Source organism: Paenibacillus taichungensis (genome assembly GCF_050994985.1).
Taxonomy (GTDB): domain Bacteria; phylum Bacillota; class Bacilli; order Paenibacillales; family Paenibacillaceae; genus Paenibacillus; species Paenibacillus taichungensis.
This window is the reverse complement of the sequence record NZ_CP194720.1, coordinates 1,807,926-1,831,427: the sequence shown is the minus strand read 5'-3', so window position 1 is coordinate 1,831,427 and position 23,502 is coordinate 1,807,926. Positions and strand designations below refer to the sequence as shown.

General features: G+C 44.6%; 22 protein-coding genes and 1 riboswitch. Of the genes, 5 read left to right on the top strand and 17 right to left on the bottom strand.

Annotated features, from left to right (window positions below; all coding sequences use genetic code 11):
* Window positions 1-188: 188 nt before the first annotated feature.
* Window positions 189-1,109: an ArsR/SmtB family transcription factor gene (locus ACR1R9_RS08515; protein ID WP_090899820.1), complete on the top strand. Its 921-nt coding sequence runs from the start codon at window positions 189-191 to the stop codon at window positions 1,107-1,109.
* Window positions 1,110-1,152: 43 nt separating this feature from the next.
* The gene (locus ACR1R9_RS08510; RefSeq protein WP_076289131.1) at window positions 1,153-1,917 is read left to right on the top strand and encodes an HAD family hydrolase; all 765 of its coding nucleotides are present in this window, start codon (window positions 1,153-1,155) and stop codon (window positions 1,915-1,917) included.
* Window positions 1,918-2,004: 87 nt separating this feature from the next.
* Here the strand turns inward: ACR1R9_RS08510 and ACR1R9_RS08505 are convergent, their stop codons facing one another.
* The 9 genes from ACR1R9_RS08505 to pdhA all read right to left on the bottom strand — a co-directional run bounded on the left by ACR1R9_RS08505 (window position 2,005) and on the right by pdhA (window position 14,271).
* The gene (locus tag ACR1R9_RS08505; protein WP_433921339.1) at window positions 2,005-4,353 is read right to left on the bottom strand and encodes a DNA topoisomerase 3; all 2,349 of its coding nucleotides are present in this window, start codon (window positions 4,351-4,353) and stop codon (window positions 2,005-2,007) included.
* A 125-nt stretch (window positions 4,354-4,478) separates the two neighbouring features.
* Window positions 4,479-4,946, bottom strand: coding sequence for a Fur family transcriptional regulator (locus ACR1R9_RS08500; RefSeq protein WP_024633997.1), 468 nt, complete (start codon window positions 4,944-4,946; stop codon window positions 4,479-4,481).
* Window positions 4,947-5,250: 304 nt separating this feature from the next.
* Window positions 5,251-6,738, bottom strand: a complete 1,488-nt coding sequence (locus tag ACR1R9_RS08495) for a glutamate synthase subunit beta (RefSeq protein ID WP_024633996.1) — start codon at window positions 6,736-6,738, stop codon at window positions 5,251-5,253.
* Between the two features lie 625 nt (window positions 6,739-7,363).
* The gene (locus tag ACR1R9_RS08490) at window positions 7,364-7,852 is read right to left on the bottom strand and encodes a dihydrofolate reductase (protein ID WP_310853431.1); all 489 of its coding nucleotides are present in this window, start codon (window positions 7,850-7,852) and stop codon (window positions 7,364-7,366) included.
* Window positions 7,853-7,906: 54 nt separating this feature from the next.
* Window positions 7,907-8,701: a thymidylate synthase gene (thyA, locus tag ACR1R9_RS08485; protein WP_063562828.1), complete on the bottom strand. Its 795-nt coding sequence runs from the start codon at window positions 8,699-8,701 to the stop codon at window positions 7,907-7,909.
* 511 nt (window positions 8,702-9,212) lie between these two features.
* Window positions 9,213-10,628 carry a dihydrolipoyl dehydrogenase gene (lpdA, locus tag ACR1R9_RS08480; RefSeq protein ID WP_024630356.1) on the bottom strand — a complete coding sequence of 472 codons (1,416 nt, stop codon included), beginning with the start codon at window positions 10,626-10,628 and terminating at the stop codon, window positions 9,213-9,215.
* Window positions 10,629-10,631: 3 nt separating this feature from the next.
* A complete protein-coding gene (locus ACR1R9_RS08475; RefSeq protein WP_072733282.1) occupies window positions 10,632-11,945 on the bottom strand; it encodes a dihydrolipoamide acetyltransferase family protein in 1,314 nt (437 codons plus the stop codon).
* 175 nt (window positions 11,946-12,120) lie between these two features.
* Window positions 12,121-13,098, bottom strand: a complete 978-nt coding sequence (locus tag ACR1R9_RS08470) for an alpha-ketoacid dehydrogenase subunit beta (RefSeq protein WP_072733283.1) — start codon at window positions 13,096-13,098, stop codon at window positions 12,121-12,123.
* A 105-nt stretch (window positions 13,099-13,203) separates the two neighbouring features.
* Window positions 13,204-14,271, bottom strand: a complete 1,068-nt coding sequence (pdhA, locus tag ACR1R9_RS08465; RefSeq protein WP_053780908.1) for a pyruvate dehydrogenase (acetyl-transferring) E1 component subunit alpha — start codon at window positions 14,269-14,271, stop codon at window positions 13,204-13,206.
* Between the two features lie 255 nt (window positions 14,272-14,526).
* Here pdhA and ACR1R9_RS08460 point away from each other — a divergent pair, with 255 nt between their 5' ends.
* The gene (locus ACR1R9_RS08460; protein ID WP_076289127.1) at window positions 14,527-15,261 is read left to right on the top strand and encodes an alpha/beta hydrolase; all 735 of its coding nucleotides are present in this window, start codon (window positions 14,527-14,529) and stop codon (window positions 15,259-15,261) included.
* 160 nt (window positions 15,262-15,421) lie between these two features.
* Here the strand turns inward: ACR1R9_RS08460 and ACR1R9_RS08455 are convergent, their stop codons facing one another.
* Both ACR1R9_RS08455 and ACR1R9_RS08450 read right to left on the bottom strand, forming a co-directional pair.
* Window positions 15,422-15,892 (bottom strand): low molecular weight protein-tyrosine-phosphatase, encoded by a 471-nt coding sequence (locus tag ACR1R9_RS08455; protein ID WP_076289126.1) that lies wholly within the window; start codon window positions 15,890-15,892, stop codon window positions 15,422-15,424.
* A 1-nt stretch (window position 15,893) separates the two neighbouring features.
* Window positions 15,894-16,562 (bottom strand): trimeric intracellular cation channel family protein, encoded by a 669-nt coding sequence (locus tag ACR1R9_RS08450; protein ID WP_076289350.1) that lies wholly within the window; start codon window positions 16,560-16,562, stop codon window positions 15,894-15,896.
* Between the two features lie 187 nt (window positions 16,563-16,749).
* Between ACR1R9_RS08450 and ACR1R9_RS08445 the strand changes: the two genes are divergently transcribed.
* Together ACR1R9_RS08445 and ACR1R9_RS08440 are read left to right on the top strand one after the other, a co-directional pair.
* Window positions 16,750-17,391, top strand: coding sequence for a thiamine diphosphokinase (locus tag ACR1R9_RS08445; protein ID WP_076289125.1), 642 nt, complete (start codon window positions 16,750-16,752; stop codon window positions 17,389-17,391).
* A gap of 282 nt (window positions 17,392-17,673) precedes the next feature.
* Window positions 17,674-18,174 (top strand): C40 family peptidase, encoded by a 501-nt coding sequence (locus ACR1R9_RS08440; RefSeq protein ID WP_076289124.1) that lies wholly within the window; start codon window positions 17,674-17,676, stop codon window positions 18,172-18,174.
* Window positions 18,175-18,310: 136 nt separating this feature from the next.
* On the opposite strand, the gene ACR1R9_RS08435 is transcribed toward ACR1R9_RS08440, so the two are convergent.
* The 6 genes from ACR1R9_RS08435 to ACR1R9_RS08410 all read right to left on the bottom strand — a co-directional run bounded on the left by ACR1R9_RS08435 (window position 18,311) and on the right by ACR1R9_RS08410 (window position 23,023).
* Window positions 18,311-19,000: a winged helix-turn-helix domain-containing protein gene (locus tag ACR1R9_RS08435; protein WP_246318116.1), complete on the bottom strand. Its 690-nt coding sequence runs from the start codon at window positions 18,998-19,000 to the stop codon at window positions 18,311-18,313.
* A gap of 178 nt (window positions 19,001-19,178) precedes the next feature.
* Window positions 19,179-20,228 (bottom strand): ThiF family adenylyltransferase, encoded by a 1,050-nt coding sequence (locus tag ACR1R9_RS08430; RefSeq protein ID WP_433921340.1) that lies wholly within the window; start codon window positions 20,226-20,228, stop codon window positions 19,179-19,181.
* On the bottom strand, window positions 20,225-20,992 hold the full coding sequence (locus ACR1R9_RS08425) for a thiazole synthase (RefSeq protein ID WP_433921341.1): 768 nt from the start codon (window positions 20,990-20,992) through the stop codon (window positions 20,225-20,227). The genes ACR1R9_RS08430 and ACR1R9_RS08425 overlap by 4 nt, the downstream gene beginning before the upstream one ends.
* A 3-nt stretch (window positions 20,993-20,995) precedes the next feature.
* Window positions 20,996-21,199: a sulfur carrier protein ThiS gene (gene thiS / locus ACR1R9_RS08420; RefSeq protein WP_063562837.1), complete on the bottom strand. Its 204-nt coding sequence runs from the start codon at window positions 21,197-21,199 to the stop codon at window positions 20,996-20,998.
* Complete coding sequence (thiO, locus tag ACR1R9_RS08415; protein WP_433921342.1) at window positions 21,196-22,425, bottom strand: glycine oxidase ThiO; 1,230 nt, start codon at window positions 22,423-22,425, stop codon at window positions 21,196-21,198. Before thiO ends, thiS begins: the two co-directional genes overlap by 4 nt.
* Window positions 22,426-22,429: 4 nt before the next feature.
* Complete coding sequence (locus ACR1R9_RS08410; RefSeq protein ID WP_433921343.1) at window positions 22,430-23,023, bottom strand: thiamine phosphate synthase; 594 nt, start codon at window positions 23,021-23,023, stop codon at window positions 22,430-22,432.
* Between the two features lie 312 nt (window positions 23,024-23,335).
* Window positions 23,336-23,445: riboswitch (TPP riboswitch) on the bottom strand.
* Window positions 23,446-23,502 lie beyond the last annotated feature (57 nt).

Below are 23,502 nucleotides of genomic sequence, written 5' to 3'. Positions count from 1 at the left end.
ATACAAAGAAAAATCGCCATCACTGACGACCTTTCAGATGTTATATCTATTCTATTGATCATGCATGGTTAAGCCAGGGGTTTTGCCCTGGACTTGAACATTATAGTGGACAACGCCCTGCAAAACAAGCCATAATAGTACTTAAGTCGCTGCGTACATTTAGATGTGACGGGAGGATTCTGCATCATATGGCTTATCATGTTAAAATCGATGTTTCACCGATATATGAAATGCTCAACAGCTTTTTGGTCTATGTAACGAAGAAGTGGATTCAACATCTGGATGTTGGCCCCGAATGGATCATTGAGGTGGAAGGCAAACTAAGTTCCAACGTTCGTGCAGCGCTCGCACCTGCTGCCACCTGGCCTTTTGATGACTTTGATGTATTATTTGCATGGGCGGCCTATCGGAACACTTCTAATGAGAATATTGATTTTCTGGATATGCTTGCTGGACTAACAGCCGAAGAGCTGTTCGCACGCGTATCTGTTCTGCTGCCCCATCTTACCATAGAAGAATCTACACGTATTCGGGATAGCTATGTGCCACTTTTACGACTCTGGGATCAGCATTACTGCCAGAATATGAGTGAGGATTATCGTACATGGCTTGAGGAAGACGCAGAAGAGAAACGCGTACTGCTTGATAAAATGGGCCCTGAACTCCTTATTGAATACGCTACTGCGGGTGTTCTGGTTGAACCGATGCCTGGACTGGATGAAGTTATCCTGTTTCCAACCGTCCACAACCGTCCTATTAATATGTACTGCTTCTATGAGGGCATGATGATCATGCAGTATCCTGTAGACGCACCCGAAGAGGATGAAGACCAACCACCAACCTGTCTGCTTCGTTTCACACATGCCCTGGCTGATCCGGAAAGACTCCGTCTGCTCCGTTACGTGTCGGGTGAACCGAAGTCGCTCGCTGAGATGTGTGAGGAGTTGGGTAAAGACGAGGATATGGTTAAAGATCAGGTTATGGCTTTACGCATCGCCGGACTGCTACGAACCCATCTGCTCGGCAGTAATCGTAAAGAGAAATATAGTATTCGACCAGATGGCGTATCTGAATTGAATATGTTCCTGGAATCTTATATACGCATATAAAATATGAACAACTGTGCTGCTGGCTGCAAGGAGTGAATTGGATATGAAAATAATAAAACAACATATTTTGTTCGATCTAGATGATACACTCGTGTACTGCAATAAATATTTCAACCTGGTGCTTGGTGAATTCTTCGAGAACATGCAGGAGTGGTTTGACGGACATGCACTAACAGTTCAACAAATTAGGGAGAAACAGCTGGAGATTGATGTAACCGGGGTCAACAAACTGGGATTTGCAAGTCACCATTTCCCACAATCCCTTATTGATACCTACCGTTACTTCTCCCAGAAGTTCTCAAAACCCACCTCTCAACAAGAAGAGTCTTACCTCACCAAATTGGGGATGAGTGTATATGACCAAGAGGTTGAGCCTTATCCTCATATGGTCGAAACGCTGGAGAATCTTAAATCGGCTGGACACGCCCTCTACCTGTACACAGGTGGAGAAACCGTAATTCAGCAGCGGAAGATTGACCAGATGAAGCTTTCGGCTTATTTTGATGACCGGATCTACATTCGGCAACATAAGAACATTGAAGCGCTTGAAGGTATACTCTCTACTGGACCTTTTGAGCGTCGTGCAACGTGGATGATTGGAAACTCACTGCGTACAGACATCATGCCAGCAGTGACGGCTGGCATCCATAGCATATATATCAAACAGCCGAACGAATGGCAATACAACATGGTAGAGCTTCAACCTAATCCCGAGACATCGATGTATACCATCACGGCCCTGGAAGAGGTACCGAAGGTCATTCATGAAAATATACAACAGCAGCAACAAAAAAGGACCCTTGGATAAGGGTCCTTTTCTTATTTTATTGTAATTGAATTTGACGCTGGCCCATCAGGCATCACATTCTTCTTACAGCCTTAACATCCAATAAACCTATGCATCCTGCTTTTCCGCAGATAGCTTGCCGGTTATCTTATCTTGCAAAATAATACGAGCCTTCACCGTACTTCCGTCTTTTCGTTTAAAAGCTAATACTTGAGTACTTCCCTTTTCAATCAACGCTTTTAACATCGTACTGGTGATTTTCTTACCGACGTACTCTTTCCATATGACAAACCCGCAGCCTTCTTTGAAACGTGTACAGCCATAGCCTTTCTTGCCTTCAATGATCTGACCGGTGCAACCCGGTGATGGACAAGATGCCAGCGTTTCTCGAACGCCCGATTGACTGGAAGTCGAAGATCGAGTTTGTGCTATCGCGTTTGCGACACTGCCAGTTCTGGATGAAGCTCCTGACGTTTGACGTGAAGTCTTCGAACCCGCACTGGTACTTGAGCCCGTACCTGATGTCTTGGCAGAAGTTGTCCTGGTGCTGGTTTTCTGGGTTTTGGCTCCCTTGCCTTTACCCCGTCCCCCACGTGTATCTTCACCAAAAGCATCCGCTGGTGCCGGTGCCTGCACACGTACTTTATCAATAATGGACATCGTAAATTTTTTGACGTTCTCCATAAACTTGTCCTGGCCCGCTTCACCTTTGGAAATTTGGTACAATCTTCTTTCCCATTGGCCCGTCATTTCAGGCGAGGTTAACAGATCTACGCCTGCCTTACGGATCAACTCAATGGCTGTCCGGCCCTTCAACGTCAGTTGCATCTTTTTACCCTGCATCGTAATGTAACCCACGTTTTTGAGTCGTTCGATCGTTGCCGCACGTGTCGCAGGTGTCCCTAGTCCACTGTCTTTCATTGCATCACGTAACTCTTCATTCTCGATCTGTTTCCCTGCACTCTCCATTGCTTTTAGCAACGTTCCCTCAGTATAACTCTTGGGAGGCTGTGTCGCCTTCTCCTTGAATTCACTCTTGGTACATTGAACAGACAATTCAGGTTGAACAGCAAATGCCTTGTCTGTCCATTCCTCTGCTTCCTCTTCTTCGTTGCTGTTTTTCTTTGTCTTTTTCTTGCCTGTCTGCTCCTGATCTGAAGACCCCAATACCACCTTCCACCCCAGTGACAGCAGTTCTTTCACAGATGTCTTGAACTGGTGTTTCTCAACGTCAGTGAGCACGGTATGCTGCTTATACTCTGCTGGCGGATAGAAATGAGATAAGAAACGCCTTACGATCAGATCATAGATATTCTGTTCATCCTTGGATAACGTACCCGGTCGTTTCAATGTAGGCAGAATCGCATGGTGATCCTCAACTCTGGACGGGTTACATACACCCTTGTTACCTTTATGAACAAGTTCAGGTTTCGCTCCTTGCGCCAGTTCACTATAGGGTCCATTTTTAAGCAGATTCAGCGTTTTGTGCATACCTTCAATATTCTGTTCCGTAACATAGTTTGAATTGGTCCGTGGATAAGAGATCACTTTATGTTTCTCGTAAAGCGCTTGAGCAATATCCAACGTTTTCTTCGCTCCATATCCATACTTCGCATTTGCTTCACGTTGCAAAAGGGTCAGATCATACAACCTGTATGGATACTCCTTGGTCTGTTTTGCTTCGTACTTGGTAATCTGTCCTGTCTTCCCCTTCACACTGGTCGCAATTGATTCAGCAATGGCGGGGTCGGTCAGCTTGTCCCCTTGACGTAATCCCCTGTACTCCACTCCTTCTTGACGAAACCATGCGGCTACTTCATAAAAAGTCTGGGACTGGAACGCTTCAATCTCGATTTCCCGATCATAGATCAAGGCCAGTACCGGAGTCTGCACCCGGCCTACAGAGAGCAAGGCATTATGTCTTGTAGTGAAAGCCCGGGACGCATTCATGCCAATCAGCCAATCCGCTTCACTACGAGCTCTGGCAGCATGGGTCAAATTCTCAAATTCCGAGGCGTCTTTCAAACCGTCAAAACCACGTTTAATACTCTCAGCGGTCAGGTCCGATATCCACAGACGTTTGACAGGCTGACGCAGCTTCAACTGTTGTTGAATTAAGGCAAAAATATACTGTCCCTCTCGCCCTGCATCACAAGCATTAACAATGGCCGATGCCCTTTTCGCAAGTTCTCCGATCATTTTCAGTTGATCTTTCGTTCTGGGGTTGGGTACGATCTTAAACTGATCCGGAATGATCGGCAGGTCGCCGATATTCCAGCGCTTGTACTTTGAATCATAGGCATCCGGTTCAGCAAGTCCCAATAGATGACCAATCGCCCAGGTGATAATGTAATGTTCACCTTCCAAATAATTGCGATTGTTCTTGGCTCTTGGTTCTATGACGGCGGCAATGGTTCGGCCCATGTCGGGCTTTTCCGCAATAACCAGTGTCTTCATCCGTCCATCTCTCCTCCTTCACCGTCCAGATGACGGCAAAAAGGGGCCTTCCGCCCACGGAAGCCCCTTGCTTCTGAAACTTATTATATCAGATTTTGGTTGCGGGAGCATCCTCCCCATTAGATTTACCCTGCTGCCTGTTCATTCAAAGCCTGCTTCGCTCTACACTCTTTGCATACGCCCTGAAAATCAAGCCGATGGTCTGTAACGGCAAAGCCGTATTGACGCTCGATTTGTTGTTCAAGACGAAGCAAACCATCCTCCATAATCTCTTCTACAGTGCCACACTCTGTGCAAATCAAATGATGGTGGTGATGTGAACCATCCGTACTTCGCAGGTCGAAGCGCGCAGCACCGTCCCCAAAGTTAATCTTTTCTACGACCTGCAGGTCACTAAGCAGTTCAAGCGTACGATATACGGTAGCCAAGCCAATCTCCGGGAATTGTTCCTTGACCAGCAGAAATACTTCCTCTGCGCTAAAATGATCCTTCTCATGTTCAAGTAACACACGTACCGTAACTTCTCTTTGTTGTGTCAGCTTATAACCTTTTGCAACCAACTGTTTTTTAATGTCATCAATCTGTTCTGAAATGGATTTGTCCCGGTTACTTGCCATAAAGATTGCACCTCCGGATATTATAATTTCACAATTTGTGTAGTTTTCAAGTAAGTGTCATTATGCTTCTTATTTATAATGATTATAATGTAATAATAAATCTTTATGAGATAAAAAGCAATGCTATACCTCACAGTTGTCTAAAATAATTGTAGCTGAACGACTCATGTAATCATAAAAACAACAAAAAACTCCCGCTAATTGCGAGAGTTTTGTTGAATCAATTATATATTTTATTCAATAATTGCAAATCCATATCCATATGCGGCTCATTAACTCGTTATACGAGAACTGTAGCACCCATCAAGTATTTGTCCACTTCACGGGCAGCTTCACGGCCTTCATTAATTGCCCATACAACCAGACTTTGACCACGACGCATGTCACCTGCTGCAAACACTTTATCCACATTGGTATTGTATTTGCCGTAACGTGCCTTAACGTTGGTACGACGGTCTGTTGCAAGACCAAGTTGTTCCACCAAAGTCTGTTCCGGTCCGTCAAAACCGATAGCAATCATGGCCATTTGAGCTGGGAAAACGCGCTCTGTACCCGGAATCGGCTGATAGATTTTACGTCCTGTCTCATCTACAATACGCTCGATTTGAACGGTGTGAAGTTCTTTGAGATTCCCTTCATCATCACCCACAAATTTGGTCGTCATGATGGAGAATTCACGCGGATCGTCACCGAACAATGCTTTCGCTTCTTCCTGTGCATAATCGAGAGTATATACGTTCGGAAATTGCGGCCAAGGGTTATTAATACGATCCCTTTCCATAGGAGCCTGAGTATGTGTACCAAATTGTGTAATGCTCCGACAACCATGACGAAGTGATGTAGCTACACAGTCGGAACCTGTATCCCCGCCACCGATGACGATAACATCCTTGTCCTGTGCTGACAGGTAATTACCATCCTCCAGGTTGGAGTCCAAGTAACTTTTGATGCTGCCATTCAGGAAATCCATGGCGTAATGTACGCCTTTCAAGTCACTGCCTTCAATGTTGAACTCACGTGGTTTGGTTGCACCGCCGCACAAAACAACCGCATCATAATCATCCACCAGTTGCTGCGCAGCAATATCTTTACCGATCTCCGTGTTAGTTACAAATTGAATGCCTTCTGCTTCCAACAAATCAACACGACGCTGAACGACGTTTTTGTCCAATTTCATCGTAGGAATACCATACATCAGCAGTCCGCCGACACGGTCGGAGCGCTCGTATACCGTCACCGAGTGACCTGCTTTGTTCAACTGAGCTGCCGTAGCCAGGCCTGCAGGACCTGAACCTACAACTGCTACACGTTTACCCGTACGTTTCTCTGGAGGCTGGGGAACCACCCAACCTTCTTCAAAACCCTTTTCAATAATCGCTTCTTCAATCGTTTTGATGGTTACAGGTTCACCGATAAGTCCCACTGTACATGATCCTTCACAAGGAGCAGGACAGACACGACCTGTAAACTCAGGGAAATTATTCGTTTTGTGCAGACGATCAAGTGCTTCTCTCCACAAACCACGATACACCAGATTATTCCATTCTGGAATCAGGTTATGCACAGGACAGCCCGACGTTCCGCCAGTCATATCTATACCTGTATGGCAATACGGGGTACCACAATCCATGCATCGTGCACCTTGTGTTCTGAGCTCTTCTTCAGCCATATGTTTATGAAACTCTTCCCAATCCTTAACCCGCTCCGCTGGTTGGCGGTCCGCAGGCAGCTGCCGTTTGTATTCCATAAATCCAGTAGGTGTAGACATCTTACGTTTTCCCCCATCCGTTCTTGTCTTAATCCCTTCATCTGCATGGTTCTATATGAAATGGATTACTCATGTTTGAGTTTTTGTATATTGTATCACAAAATCTTCTCGAAGATATTTCAATTATAGTAGCATTTTGCATGCTGAATATTAAATGGATTATCCGAATAATTATTTGTATTTTATACATCATATCGTCCAAGTCTACCCATGGTCAATACCCTTAAAATGGTTATTTCTGAGGTCTGACTATACGAAACCAGGCGTTTAATTAATGAAAAAACGACAGCAACGTCATTTAAATGTAAGGTAATTTATCATTGAAAACAACATTTTTTATTCTTTTAGGCTACCAAATCCGAACAATAACTGATTTTAGGGCTTTACAACGGTGAAATCCTACAATTTTTATACTTTTTTACTAAAGAGAGATTAGAGACTATGTATTACAATCATTTTCTTCGTTAATCAAACGTTATATTTATGTCATCTTTATGTGATTTCGTATTTATTTCATTTTATTTTTAAAAGAAAAGACGCTGTTCACGAATATTTCGTAAATCAGCGCCCTTATATTTCGTTTATAGCGTAATTTTGGGCTCTTTTACTTCATCTTATGTCCCTCTTACCGTTTTCGTTCGTAGAACTCAAACGTATACGCATAAACATTTTTTTCATCTTGCTCGCCTTCGATCTGTTCTGTTAGCTCCCACTCCGACCAATCCACTTCCGGGAAAAAGGTATCCCCTTCAAAATCCTCATGGATTTTGGTTACCACCAGACGATCTGCGAGCGGCAAAAACTCACGATAGACCTGAGAACCGCCAATGACGCAAAGCTCTTCGCCTTTTGTAACTTCCAGACCCTCTTCAATCGTATGCACCACTTCAGCCTGATTCGCTTGATAGTTAAGATCTCTTGTTACAACAATATTCCGACGTTGCGGAAGCGGCTTACCTCCAAAGGACTCCCATGTATTGCGTCCCATAATAATCGTTTTGTTTAACGTACGTTGCTTGAAAAAGGCCATATCTTTAGGCAAACGCCACGGAATGGAATTATTCAATCCAATGACGCCATTCTCGCCCATCGCCCATACAAGTTCAATGCTCAAGATTACACACTCCTTCAATCCGCATCTGTTTAGAGGTTGTTGAAAATCACGTTCTTATACAGCAATCGGGGCTTTAATTCCCGGATGATGCTGATAGTTCTCAAACTCAAAATCATCAAACGTATAATCGAAAATGGAATCCGGCTTGCGCTTGATAACCAACTTAGGCAGCGCGAATGGCTCACGCTCCAATTGAGTTTTTACTTGTTCCACATGGTTTGAGTAGATGTGTACATCCCCACCGGACCAAATAAACTCCCCTACTTCAAGATCACACTGCTGGGCAATCATATGTGTCAGCAGCGCATAGCTAGCAATGTTAAATGGCAGCCCGAGGAACGTATCTACAGAACGCATGGTAAGCATACACGATAGTTTACCCTCAGCCACGTAGAACTGAAACGCGAAATGACAAGGAGGCAATTTCATGTTGTTAATCTCCGCCACATTCCAGGCACTAACGAGATGACGCCGCGAATCCGGATTATTTTTGATCGAATCAATAACGGCTGCAATCTGATCGATCTTCTCTCCGTTAGGTGCTTCCCAGGTACGCCATTGTGATCCATACACCGGACCTAGGTCGCCATTCTCATCTGCCCAATCGTCCCAGATCTTCACGCCGTTTTCCTTGAGATAAGATATATTCGTATCCCCGCTCAAAAACCACAACAACTCATGAATGACTGATTTCAGATGGATTCGTTTGGTGGTTACCAGCGGAAACCCTTCGGATAGGTCATATCGAAGTTGTCTGCCAAATACCGATTGTGTTCCAGTGCCAGTGCGATCTCCCTTATGCACGCCTGTATCCAGAATATCCTGTAATAAATCGAGATAGTTTTTCAAATTATATTCCCCTCGCACTTTTATTCATACTAAACTAAAGAATATTTACACTTACCACTCTGATGACAGAACAACCTTCTGATCGCTGTTATCCCCAGATTTTTTTGATTTCCTTTTTCAAAAGTATAAAATCCGGGGATAAAGGCGAAGCGTATGCTTTCGATGCAGCTTTCCTTCAGAAAGCTTTTAGCTCCGCTTCTACAGATTTTTTCTGTCCTCTACGTTCTCGTGTAAAAGGTTAGTTTAACTAACTTAAATACTAAATATATAGACCGTGATTGGCTTGGAGCCACATCATAACTGATCATTACTACAGTGTACCACAATTGAGTTGTTGGATAAAATCAATTCACTAAAACTTTTGAGTGTGTAACTTTTTCATCATATCATATACACTCGTATGTTGAATTTCTTCGCTTTTGCTCAGAAAAAAGAGACGAACAACGCGTTAACGTCATTCGTCTCTTCTGATTTACGTATAATGCCGGACGAATCCGAAGCTTAGACTATATTAGCGGGAAATGATGTGGATCGGGTGACCCATAACCAGTTCCGCAGCTTCCATCACGATTTCACCCAAAGTAGGGTGAGCGTGAATAGTCAGCGCCAAATCTTCCAGAGTAGCACCCATTTCAATTGCGAGACCAAGCTCAGCAATCAGGTTGGAAGCTTCCAGACCTACGATTTGGCAACCCAACACGAGGCCGCTTTCTTCGTCAGCAACGATTTTCACGAAGCCTTCAGCGTGGTTCAAAGATACAGCACGGCCATTACCCGCATATGGGAATTTGCCAGCTTTTACTTTGTAGCCTTTTTCTTTAGCTTCTTTCTCAGTGTAACCTACGCTGGAGCACTCAGGATCTGTGAACACAACTGCAGGCATACATTTGTAGTCAACTACAGATGGTTGTCCTGCGATCGCTTCAGCAGCCACTTTACCTTCATAAGAAGCTTTGTGGGCAAGTGCCAGACCGGATACGATATCACCGATTGCAAAGATGTGAGGAATGCTAGTACGGCCTTGGTGATCAACTTTAACGAATCCACGCTCGTCAACGTCTACGCCAATCAGGTCCAGACCAAGCTCTCCGTCTGTATTTGGACGACGTCCTACAGTAACCAGCAGGTAATCTGCAGTTACTTCTTTGGATTCACCATTTACGGAATATTTAACAGTTACATCTTTATCCGTTTGCTCAGCACTTTCAGCTTTTGCACCCGTTACGATTTCGATGCCTGTTTTCTTCATGTTTTTAGCTACGAGGCTAGTCATATCTTTATCGAAACCTGGCAGTACAGTATCCAAACCTTCGATGATTGTTACTTTAGCACCGAATTTAGAATACATTTGTCCAAGCTCAGCACCGATATAACCGCCACCGATAACGATCATGCTTTTTGGAACTTCAGGCAAGTTCAGAGCTTCTGTAGAAGACAGAATGCGTCCGCCAAACGGGAAAGGTTTCAACTCGATTGGACGGGAACCTGTTGCAATGATTGCATTTTTAAATTTGTAACGTGGAGACTCGTGATCGTTGAATACACGAGCTTCGTTTTCGTTGATGAACATGCACTCACCGTTGAAAACTTCAACTTTGTTGCCTTTGAGCAAACCAGCTACACCGCCAGTCATTTTCTTAACAACGCCGTTTTTGAATTCTTGAGTTTTGCTGAAGTCCACTTTTACGTTCTCAGCAGAGATACCAAAAGCTTCGCCGTGCAATGCAGACTCATATTGGTGTGCAGCCGAGATTAGGGCTTTGGATGGAATACATCCGCGGTTCAAACAAACGCCGCCAAGTTCGGATTTGTCTACGATCAATACGCTTTGGCCCAGTTGAGCAGCACGGATGGCAGCTACATAGCCACCAGGACCCGCACCAATTACTAATGTGTCGATATTGAGAGAAGCGTCGCCTACTACCATATCTTACACCTCCATAACAAGCAGCTCAGGGTTAGCGAGCAGCTGTTTAATGTAGTTCATAAAGTTTTGTGCTGTTGCGCCATCGATGATACGGTGGTCGAAGCTCAGGGAAAGAGCCATTACAGGTGCTGCAACTACTTCGCCATTTTTGATAACGGCTTTTTCGCTGATACGTCCAGTTCCGAGAATTGCAACTTCTGGGAAGTTGATGATTGGAGTAAAGAACATACCGCCAGCAGAACCAATGTTACTGATGGAGATTGTGCTTCCTCTCATTTCGTTCGCGCTCAATTTGCCATCGCGGCCACGAGCTGCCAGATCACGAATGGAATCAGCGATCATCCAGATGGATTTACGATCAGCATCTTTGATAACAGGAACGATCAAGCCGTTGTCTGTATCTGTAGCGATACCGATGTTGTAGTATTTTTTGTATACAATTTCATTAGCTTCTTCATCGATCATAGCGTTCAATGCTGGGAACTCACGGGAAGCTGCAACCAGAGCTTTAACGATGAATGGCAGATAGGTTACTTTTGTACCTTTTTTCTCAGCGATAGGTTTCATGCGAGTACGGAAAGCAACCAGTTCAGTTACGTCCACTTCGTCCATGATTGTAACGTGAGGTGCTGTGTAAGCTGATTTAACCATCGCATTGGAGATCGCTTTACGGATACCTTTGAATGGCACGCGCTCTTCTTCCACACGTTGATCAGCTGCAGCTGCTGCTGGTGCTGCGGATTTTTTCTCTTCTTGAGCCGGAGCTTCGGAAGATGCCACTGCGGAAGAACCGCCACCGTTTTTGAAGGATTCAACATCTTCTTTAGTAACTTTACCATTGTTGCCAGTACCGTTAACTTGAGCGATGTCTACGCCTTGTTCGCGAGCAAATTTACGCACGCTTGGTGTTGCCAGAACGTCTTTGGCAGGTACTGCCGGAACGCTGTTGTTTCCGCCTTCTTTAGCTGCATCCGAGCTGGAAGCTGCTGCTGAAGAACCGCTTGTGTCAGCTCCGCCTTGAGCTGCATCTTTTTCTTGATCGTCTGCAGGAGCGTCGTCTTGCTCAGGAAGCTCGCCTTCAGCATCGATGATTGCAACAACTTCGCCAACGTGGCAAACTTGGCCATCTTTTGCGAATACTTCTGTTACTGTGCCATTAACCGGACAAGGTACTTCAACGACCGCTTTGTCATTCTGTACTTCCATGATGATGTCGTCGTCAGTTACTTTGTCACCGACTTTGATGTGCATCTTGATGATTTCGCCTTCGTGAAGGCCTTCGCCCAGTTCAGGGAATTTGTATTCAAATTTAGCCAACTGAAAAACCTCCTTGATTATGTCTCAATCCTGAAAACAACCCTTAACTCCAAGAAACAACCGTTACTGCTAGTGCAATAAACTGTTACTCAAGGGGCTAATGGCTGTTTACAGTGCAGCTTGCGCTGCGGTGTGGATCACCATACTGCGCCTTGCGGCATGTCAGATGATTAAATTAGAAATTTACGACTTTGTTAACCGCAGCAACGATACGTGCTGGGTTAGGAAGCCATGTATCTTCGATTTGTGCAAATGGATATACAGTATCCGGACCAGCTACACGCAGAACCGGTGCTTCCAAGTGCAGGATTGCTTTTTCATTGATTTGGGCAATGACTTCAGCTGCAACACCTGCGCTCTTTTGAGCTTCCTGTACAACAATTGCACGGTTTGTTTTCTTAATGGAAGCAACGATAGTATCGATGTCGATTGGGCTAACCGTACGAAGGTCGATAACTTCAACTTTGATTCCTTGTTTTTCGAGTTCTTCTGCTGCTTTCACAGAAGTGTGAACCATCATACCGTAAGTAACGATAGTTACATCAGAACCTTCACGAACAACGTTCGCTTTACCCAGCTCAACTGTGTAATCTTCTTCAGGTACTTCTGCACGGAATGCATGGTACAAGTTCAAGTGCTCCATGAAGAATACAGGGTCGTTATCGCGAATAGAAGCGATCATCAGACCTTTTGCATCGTAAGGGTTAGAAGGTACTACCACTTTAATACCCGGAGTTTGCGTAAGCAAACCTTCGAGGGAATCTGTGTGCAATTCTGCCGCTTTTACACCGCCACCGAATGGTGTACGGAATACGATTGGAGAATTATATTTACCGCCGGAGCGGAAACGCATACGAGCTGCTTGAACTACCATTTGGTCAAGGGCTTCGAAGATAAAACCAACGAATTGGATCTCGGCAACCGGACGGAAACCTTGAACACCCAAACCTACAGCCAGACCGCCAATAGCGGACTCAGCAAGTGGAGTATCAAATACACGCTCTTCGCCAAACTCTTTTTGCAGACCTTCCGTTACACGGAAAACGCCGCCTACATTACCTACGTCTTCACCGAAAAGCAGAACGTTAGGATCACGTTTCAACTCAACGCGAAGCGCATCACGGATTGCTTCTTTCATGTTCATTTGTGCCATTTGCTTCATTTCCTCCTTAAACATTGACAGTTCACATTTGAATTCATACATGTATACCGGGACACGGGAACCCGTCCCGGATGTTTATGCTTTATCGGAAAAAACTTATTGGAAATCAGCTTTTTGCTCTTCCAAGTGCTTAGGCGTTTGTTCGAACATGCTGTCGATCAAGCCTGAAATCGTCATTTTCTCGGTTTTTTCCGCTTTTTTGATCTCTTCGTTCACTTTTGCTTTTGCTTCTTCTTTCACACGTGCTGTATCTTCTTCAGTCCAAAGACCTTTTTTCTCCAGATATTTAGCAAAACGTGCGATTGGATCTTTAGCATTCCATTCAGCCTCTTCTTCTTTTGTACGATATTTGGAAGCATCGTCAGAAAGGGAGTGAGGACGGAAACGGTAAGTTACTGCTTCGATCAGAGTTGCGCCTTCGCCGTTACGACCACGTTCAGCAGCTTCCTGAACCGCTTTGATAACTGCGAAGATGTCCATACCATCAATTTTAACACCTTTGATACCTGCTGCTACCGCTTTGTGAGCGATGGACAGAGCTGCCGTTTGTTTGGCAAAAGGAGTTGTAATGGCATAACCATTGTTTTGTACGAAGAAAATAACAGGCAATTTGTAAACACCAGCGTAGTTCAGACCTTCGTAGAAGTCACCTTCTGAAGAACCACCATCACCTGTGTACGTAATTACAACTTGTTTTTGTTTCTTCAATTTGTAACCCATAGCAATACCCATTGCGTGCAGGATTTGTGCACCAATGATGATTTGCGGCATCAATACATTAACGCCATCTGGGATTTGTCCACCATGTTGGTGTCCACGGGAGTACAGGAACGCTTGATAAAGAGGAAGTCCATGCCACACGAGTTGCGGAATGTCACGATAGCCAGGACATACAAAGTCTTCTTTTTCAATTGCAAATTCACTACCAACCATTGTAGCTTCTTGACCAGATACTGGAGCATAGAAACCAAGACGACCTTGACGGCCCAGGTTTACTGCACGGTCATCCCAAGTACGGGTAAATACCATGCGGTACATAATTTCTTTTAATTGATCGTCGGAAAGTTTAGGCATCATGTCTTTGTTAACGATTTCGCCATCAGGAGACAGCACGGACAGAGCTTCTACATCCTCCGTATATACTTCATAAGGAACCTTGCTCATTTTTTTCTTCACCTCAACAAAAAATTTGAATATCAAGTTCCGCTGTTATAATATTATTATACACCTGTTTCACTGCATACGTCAAAGATATCCGTAATTTTTTTATGTTTCCTTCCGGATTGTATGTATAACAGGGGCTTAATATTGGTATAACAGCATAATACATGTTTGCGTATTTGACCTATCCCCGCACAAGGTTAATCTTACCGTATTGCGCGGTCGAATGCAAAAATTAACCGAGAAAGGTGACGTTTTATGACGGATTCCCGCTATTTGAAACGCACGATTGTGAAGGAAGAGATTGAGAGCCGCTATCTGGGAGAGAAGCGCACACTACGAATTTATCTTCCCCCAGGCTATAACGAATTGTTATCCTACCCTGTCGTTTATTGTCAGGATGGTGAAGAATTCTTCAACTTTGGACGTATCGCCACCACTGCCAACCGCATCATTCTCGACGAGGGAGCCGAACCTTTCATTATAGTAGGAGTTCAGGTTGATGTGTCTGTAAGAACTCAGGAATACGCCCCTTTCGGCGATCGGTTCAAGGCGTATACCTCATGCTTCGCTGAAGAGATTATTCCCTATGTAGAAGAGAAATATCCTGTTCGCCGCTCTCCGCAGGAACGTATTCTTGCCGGCGACTCACTGGGTGGCAGCGTTTCGCTTCATCTTGCTCTACTCTATCCAGACCTGTTTACCCGTGTCATCAGTATGTCTGGAGCTTACTACTCCGCATCCCAGGAAATTTACGCTGCAGCTGAAGACTTGTCCTGGTTATCAATCTGGATGATTGTTGGTCTGCAGGAGACTGCCTTTGAGGCAGATACCGGCACGTATAATTTTGTTCAATTAAACCGGGATACACGGGATTTGCTTGAAAAACGAGGTGCACTCGTCTCCTATCAGGAGAAAGACGGGCATCACCAATGGGGATTCTGGCAGAACGAGCTGCCGGAAGCACTGCTTTATTTTCTTCAAGAAAATTAATTGAATTATTGAACAGGCGGCTGAAATGCCGCTTTTGTTTTACAATTTTATGATAACGCTTACACCAATACTCAAAAAAAGAAGCAGGTTCTCTCCTGCTTGTCCGTTCCAGCTTCTTCTCTTGTATCAAACTTGTCATTTCAAGCAAATGTAAAAATTGTTATGTCAATGAATGTTCCTTTTCAATCCGATCCAGCAACACGTCACAACCTGCATCAACCAGTCTGTACACTTCTTCAAAATTCCCTGTATAATACGGGTCGGGTACTTCACGGAGCGTCTCGTCCGGCAGCAGATCCATCATCTTGATAATTTCCGCATCTTCACCACCTGTTACACTTCTTACGTTAGCTGCGTTGGAATCATCCATGCATATAATGTAATTAAAATGTGTGAAGTCCGCACTCGCAAATTGCCTTGCCGCCATATTGGCATAAGAAATTTGATATGAATCCAGCAATGATCGAGTCCCCTCATGAGGTGGTTTGCCAACATGCCAGTCTCCTGTACCTGCTGAGTCCACTGAAATCTGCTGATCAAGTCCTCTTTCACTCACTTTATGTCGGAGGACAGCCTCAGCCATTGGTGAGCGGCATATGTTACCCAAACATACAAACAAAACGTTAATCATGTTATTCCCCCTTACTCAAGGTGCGGTTAAGTGGCGTTGGTGCTATCTGAGGTTTCACACTCTCCGTCTGTACCAGAGAACGACGTGGCAGCTTCCATTTATAATGAACAGAACACATCCGGAAGAACACAACTGCAGCGAAACATATTAACAGTCCAACGTTCGTTGTGAACCATCCCATACCTATGGCAAAACCAGCTGTTATTGCCCACACCGCATAAATTTCATCGCGCAGTACCAATGGCTTCCTGCCTGCCAGTAGATCACGAATGATTCCTCCGCCTATACCGGTCATTACTGCGGCTACAATAACCGCACTAATGGGATGTCCCATATTGGCCGCGTACAATGCTCCTTGAATCGCAAATGCTGCAAGTCCAATCGCATCGAACAGCGCTTCTGTCCGCTTCCAGTGACCAATCCACTTAAGAGGTAGTACAAATGCAATCGCTACAGATATTAGGGCGAGCATAATCAGCATTCCCTGGCTCCACAGCATCGTTACGGGTACACCAATGAGAACATTACGAATGACTCCGCCTCCAAATGCGGTTACGAGTCCCAGTACAAGTACGCCCAAAATATCATATTCCTCTTCCATCGCCACAAAAGCTCCGGACATTGCAAATGCAATGGTACCTATAATGCTGAATACTTCAAAAATGTGCAAGTCCAACCTGTTCAAACCTCACTTTTCAAGTCATCTCCATGTCGCTCTACCCATTGTATCCGCGCATGCCGAAATTGTGCAACCACATTTTGTGGATTATACTGGTTTTGTGAATGATTTTTGCATCATTCTAACACCTTAATTAGAAGTGAATTGTTTCTTTATTGATTAGGAAGGATGAAATAGAATGACTAAGAAACGAATTGTTATTTTCACAGGCGGAAACCTCTCTCCTCAATTTCTACAAGAAATCGGTAAGGATGACATCATTATCGCAGCCGATCGTGGGGCGTTATTCTTAATAGAAAACGGAATTCAGCCACATATCGCAGTAGGAGATTTCGATTCTATTACCGAGCAGGAACTGGAGCGTGTGCGAGATAACAGTGAACGGATAATCACCTGCGATCCTGTGCTTAAGGATTTGACGGATACCGAGATGGCATTTGAAACAGCACTCGATCTTGAGCCTACTGACATTCTTATGTTGGGCGCAACGGGCACACGCATGGATCATACGCTGGCTAACGTACATATTATGGTCCGCGCTATGCAGCATCATATTTCCTGTACTCTGCAGGATGAACACAATTATATGATGCTAACGACCTCCGAAGCTTTTGTGGAAGACCGTGGATATGAGTACATCTCCCTGCTCCCACTTACTAATGAAGTAACAGGTATTACACTGGAAGGTTTCATGTACCCGCTAGATCAAGCTACTATACGCATGGGACAGTCTTTGGGGATTAGCAACAAACTGCTTGGAAAGTCTGGCACCGTATCAATCGATAGTGGGTTATTACTCATTATTCAGAGCAAAGATTAACCTTCTGCCTATACTTATTACGTTTTTGTAACCAATGATTTAGATTAAAAATAAGCAAATAAAACAGCAAAGACCCTTGATATATCAAGGGTCTTTCTTATGTTTGTAGCATTTGAGGTTCGTCAATGATTAATTTTTTGACATTTTTAATGGTATTTTAATAAACAAACCCAAAACGTTGCGGCCCTAGGGAGGAGAAGGTTCCATCCAATTTCTAGGCTGTTACAAAGCTGTTATACTCGCTCTAGCAACTAAACGAAAACGAATTTTGGAGGTACTCACATGAAAACAAACATCTTTGTCCAAAAGGCCGTAACCGTCGGGTTGTGCGCTACACTAGGTTTTGGAGCTGTATTAATGACTAATGCACCTGTTGCACAGGCAGCAAGCGCTTCTGTATCCACAGGACAACAAATCGTGAACTATGGTAAAACCTTTACAGGAACTCCATATAAATTTGGTGCGTCAACTTCTACTACCAAAAATTTTGACTGCTCTTCATTTATGAAATACATCTTTAAAAAGTATGGTGTTGATTTGCCGCGTACATCCGTTAAGCAATCCAAAGAAGGCGTAGCTGTGTCCAAAGCAAATCTGCGAGTTGGAGATCTGGTCTTCTTCTCCAGCGGTAGTCGCTCCACAGGCTCCAATATTACTCACGTAGGCGTATATGCAGGCGACGGAAAAGTTCTGCACACGTACGGATCACCAGGTGTAACTCTCTCCGACTTGAACTCGGGGAACTGGAAGAAAACATATATTAAAGCTCGCCGCGTACTGTAGCTCATATTTTAGAAATAACGAAGCGAGTGGGGCCGGATCTAATGATCCGGTCCTTTTATATTTACCCAATGAAGTTCTCTGTACAAACAGGATTTATGTGGAAAACAGACTCTACAGTTCGTTGAGACGACCTCTTTTATTGGGTATGAAGCATATAACCCACTCCACGAACGGTATGAATTAATTTGACACTCCTCCCCTTATCCACCTTCACTCGTAAATGTTTGATATACACATCCACCACATTGGTATCCATTGCAAAATCATACCCCCATACTTCCCTTAAAATAACGCTCCGGGGACACGCCTCATTCACATGACGGGCCAAAAATTCCAGCAATTCGTATTCTTTCGGAGTCAATACCAGGTATTCGCCTGCACGACTTACACGGCGTGAACGCAGATTGACCTTGAGGTCATGAACTACAATGACTTCTTCATCTTCCTGTGAAACATGTGAGAACACACGTAAAAGATTCCGTATTCTGGCCATCATCACATTGCCGTGAATAGGTGCTTCCATCACATCATTAGCGCCGTAATCGAGCAATTCCACAATTAATTCAGGTGATATCTTGGGAGTTATTACAAGCAATGGAGATGTGACTCCTATGTGCACAAATGACTCTAGTCCATTTTTCAGGGCATCTTCATGACATCCTTCATTTATTAATATGATCATATTGAGATTCGTGAGTGTTGGTTCAGAAAGACGGTTCAGATCTGTCCATTCCATTTGCTCGACCTGGTACCCTTCAGCACACAATATGCCTTGAATAAAAGAAACCAGATCGCCCCTGCCAACCAGTAATATGGATGTTTTCATTTTTTTCACCCGGCCTGTCTTATACGCTGCTACATTTGCTGGTTAAGACTACACTTAGTCTCCACATACATACTTGTGACCACTGTGCTTCGCAGCATTGTTGTATGTTTATCATGCCGTAAAATGAAAAAGTCCATTCCCGGAAGGAACGGACTCGGAACAATCATTTGATTTTTCTCTAACCAAAGTACCGGTGAACCAGCGTACGCGCCTCTGCCGTGTCTTTTGTTCCATGAACAAGGACACGACCATCCTGAAAAATGACCATCCTGTGTGATCCAGTTGTAAAAGAAACCAAAAATGCATTAGCCTCCACTTTGCCTTCATCCAGCTTGCCGAGACGATCAGCCGTATGCTGTAGATCCAGATTCATCCGCCGTGAAGGGCGAATCTGTACCGTATCCCTGCCACATAATACGTCTGTTTTCTCCAGATTTGAGGCAGAGAGGTACGGAAAGTTAGCCTTTACTCCGCAGGAAGGACAATCTTCTTTTCGGGCACCGTCGACGTTAATGGATATGTATTCATTTCTCCACACATCGAATGATAACAACTTGCGTCTCAATGCACCTGAATTACCACTGAGAAGCTTCATCGCTTCGGTAGTCTGATTAGCCGTAACCATCTGCACCGCCTGAGGGATAATGCCTGACGTATCACAGGTATCCCCACCTAACGGAACCTCACCCAACAAACAGTTTAAACAAGGCGTTTCTCCAGGCAGAAACGTGTAGGTAATTCCATAACTCCCCACACATCCCCCATAAATCCAGGGAATACGATACTTCTGTGACATATCATTTATTAATAGCCGGGTATCAAAATTATCTGTTGCATCCATGATCAAGTCTGCGTTTTGAACCAATTCCTCCAGTTCATCTACTCTGACGTCCATCACTTTGCCTACAACCTCAACAGTAGAATTAATGTCAGATAGACGATTCTTTGCTGCCATCGCTTTGGGGATTCGCTGAATCGCGTCTTGCTCTATATATAATTGCTGTCGCTGTAGGTTGCTCCACTCCACATAGTCACGATCTGCAATGGTAATATGGCCAATTCCTGAACGTACCAGTGTTTCAGCAATGCCCGTACCAAGCGCGCCCGCTCCAACAATTAATACTTTACTGTTATTCAATCTATGCTGACCTTCCTTACCAATAGGTGCATACCGTTCCTGTCTGGAATAGCGGTCTCCCTGTTCAGAAGATTGTGTCTGATTAGTCATGTATGAACCATTCCTTCCGCCGGACTACTCGCTGCTGCATAGCGCTTAACGGGAATCATGCCTGCCTCATAAGCCAGTCTGCCTGCTTCAACCCCCATTCGCATTGCCTTCGCCATCTTCACGGGATCTCCGGATCCGGAGACAGCCGTATTTAACAATACACCGTCAGCTCCAAGCTCCATCGCATGAGCAGCATCTTTAGGTGCACGAAGTCCTGCATCCACAATAACAGGAACGACGGCTTGTTCAATAATAATCTCCAGGTTATAGGGATTAATAATCCCTCTCCCCGCACCTATGGGTGAAGCTCCAGGCATAACAGCATGTACGCCGAGTAGCTGCAATCGCTTGGCCAGAATAACATCGTCCGAGATATAAGGCAGTACCGTAAAGCCCTTTTCAAGCAAGATTTCGCAAGCTTTATAGGTTTCAATTGGGTCAGGAAGCAAAGTGATTCCATCGCCGATAACTTCTACTTTTATCATATCACAAAGTCCTGACGCTCGAGCAAGTTCAGCGATTCGCACAGCTTCCTCTGCTGTTGAAGCACCGGCTGTATTGGGAAGCAGGGTATACCTTTTCAAATCCAGTGTGTCCAGAAAGTGCTGTTTGTTGCGATCTTCCAGATTCAATCGCCGAACTGCAAACGTTAAAACTTCCGTACCTGAGGCCTCAACCGCCTGGCCCTGCACCTCCAAGTCTGAAAATTTGCCTGTACCTAGCAGCAATCTAGATTCAAACGTATAATTTCCAATCCTCAACATAGCTCAACCGCCTCCCACAAAATGTACAATTTCAATTCGGTCTCCGTCTCTTAACGCTGTCGTTTCATGATATTCCCGCGTTAAAATTTGACGATTCAATTCAACCACGACGGTTTTCACTTGCAAATTAAATGAATGGAGCAATTTGTCTACACGATTCAAGCTATCTTCAATTTGCATGGTTTGTCCATTGACAATGATGTTCACTGCAACATCTCCTTTCTGTTCAAACGTTCTGGACTAAGAGCTTGAATCCCAAGTTCTTCCGAGGTTTTGCCACAAATCAAGTCAGCCATGAGGCTGGCTGTAATTGCACTAAGCAATATTCCGTTACGATAATGTCCAAAAGCAGCGAATAAACCCGGAACACTTTCACAAGCCCCTACATACGGCAATCCATCCGGAGTCGAGGGACGAACACCAGCCCACGCTCGGATAAAATGCGCTTCCTTCATGCCAGGAACCCAATTTGTCGCAGCTGTAAGCAACTTCTGAATACCTTGGACCGAAACTTTCATGTCTGTTCTTCCTGGAAGGCTTGTTGCACCGAGCCATACTTCTCCATTGGCTTTGGGAACAATATATATATCCTCTGCATACACCGTTTTGTCAGGTCTGTAACCGACATGATGGGGTGAAAACTGCACCGCTGCAATCTCCCCTTTCACAGGCAAAACAGGCGATTTCAGACCCACTTGTCTCATCAATTCTTCACCATGTAACCCTGTAGCAATAATGACATTTCTCGATGTCATCGTTCCTATTGAAGTCTCAACCCCTTGCACACCGTTCATATCCGTATACAAACGGACATCCTGTACACCTTCCATCACCCTCGCACCCATGGCTTGAGCTGATCTGATATAAGCTTGTGTTAGATTGACGGGAAGAACCTCGCTCTCGGAAGGTCTGTAATATGCACCATACGTATCTCTGTTTAACCATGAAGCTTCCTGTTGGACAGCGACTCGATCCCACCAAATATGTTCTGTAGATAAGGTAGACGATCGATTGTTTTTGTAACTGCGGACCTCACTGTATGAACGAAAAGGAGTAATAAAACCATGCTGTTGCAGCCCCATCTCCACTCCGCTAAGCGAACTGATTCGTTCCTTCTGCTCATGAAGCAAAGCTCTGCTCTTCTGTGCAAGCTTCGCCATTACAGCATGAGTGAATTCCTCACTGTCAGCAGCAAGCATCCCGGCAGCTGCACAGGAAGTTCCTCCAGCAATCCGCGCCCGCTCAACCAGAAGAACATCATGACCTCGGCTAGCAAGTTCACATGCAATGGCACAACCGATAACTCCTCCGCCTACAATAATGGTTTCTGCATGAAGCTTGCCTCGAACTTCCGCTCCAACTTTACTTCCCGATACTATTCCTGGATGATAGCCTGAACGATTCCTGCTTCGACTTCTTGCTTCCTCTCTCATGGTCTCATCTCCCTGGTTCAACATACCTCTCTGAATCCTCGATCGCCTGTCGCAATGAAGCCGCGGCCAGTTTCGGCTCATCGTTCGACCAAATCGTTGAAATCACAGCTGCTCCTCTGGCACCAGCAGTTCGAATGGCAGCAATTTTCTCAGAACTAATCCCGCCAATCGCGATCACCGGAATTGAAACATTGGAGCATACCTCAGCCAACGCACTAAGCCCTCTTGATTCGCAATTAGGTTTACTATTTGAAGCATAGACGTGCCCATAAAAAAGATAATCCGCTCCACGTTCTTCAGCAATTTTTGCTTCTTCCAGAGAATGAACCGATATGCCTACGCGGAGCCGATCGTCTCTCTTTAACTCATCCTTATCGTAACTGCGAATAACTGATTGACCCCAATGGACACCACCAAGCGACGTATGTTGGTACAGCTGATCTGAGCCATTTATAATGATTCGGCTAGATGGAACACCTTCTGTTTTTAGACTTTGCGCCCAATACATCTGTTGCTCAAGAGGAAGCTTTTTTTCCCGAATGTGGATATAATCGACCCACCGCCATATATCCTTAGCAATATTCAGAAAAGAGTCCATGTCTCCTGTATCTGGTGAAACCACATGCAGTTCGAATGATCTTGTAGTTACATGTTCGTGGAAGATTGCCGTCCCGTTCGCCCTCCTTTTGCATGATTTAAGCTAATACAAAACAAAAAAAGCCACTCCCGTAGGGGAGTGGCCACGAATTTAGAATTCATGGATCAACTGAATGACTGTTCAATGCAATTACTTTATACATAACGCATAACAACTATAGAAATCATCCATAGTCGCAACGCTGTTACATAGAGTTGCATGATTTATCTTGCAGGCAATATCGCAAAGTCATCGATAAAGCTCTTTGTCATTAGTTGAAACGCGCCACTTCCCTACGCTGGTATGATCCAGATCAGGTACGAAGGGTCCGGAATCGCATTCTTCCATCTCAGCCGCATCGTGCGGCCCCCCTAGTGTTCATATGAAGCTGTAGCCTATGTTACCATAGACACCTTTTTTTGTCACCGTACATTTCCATT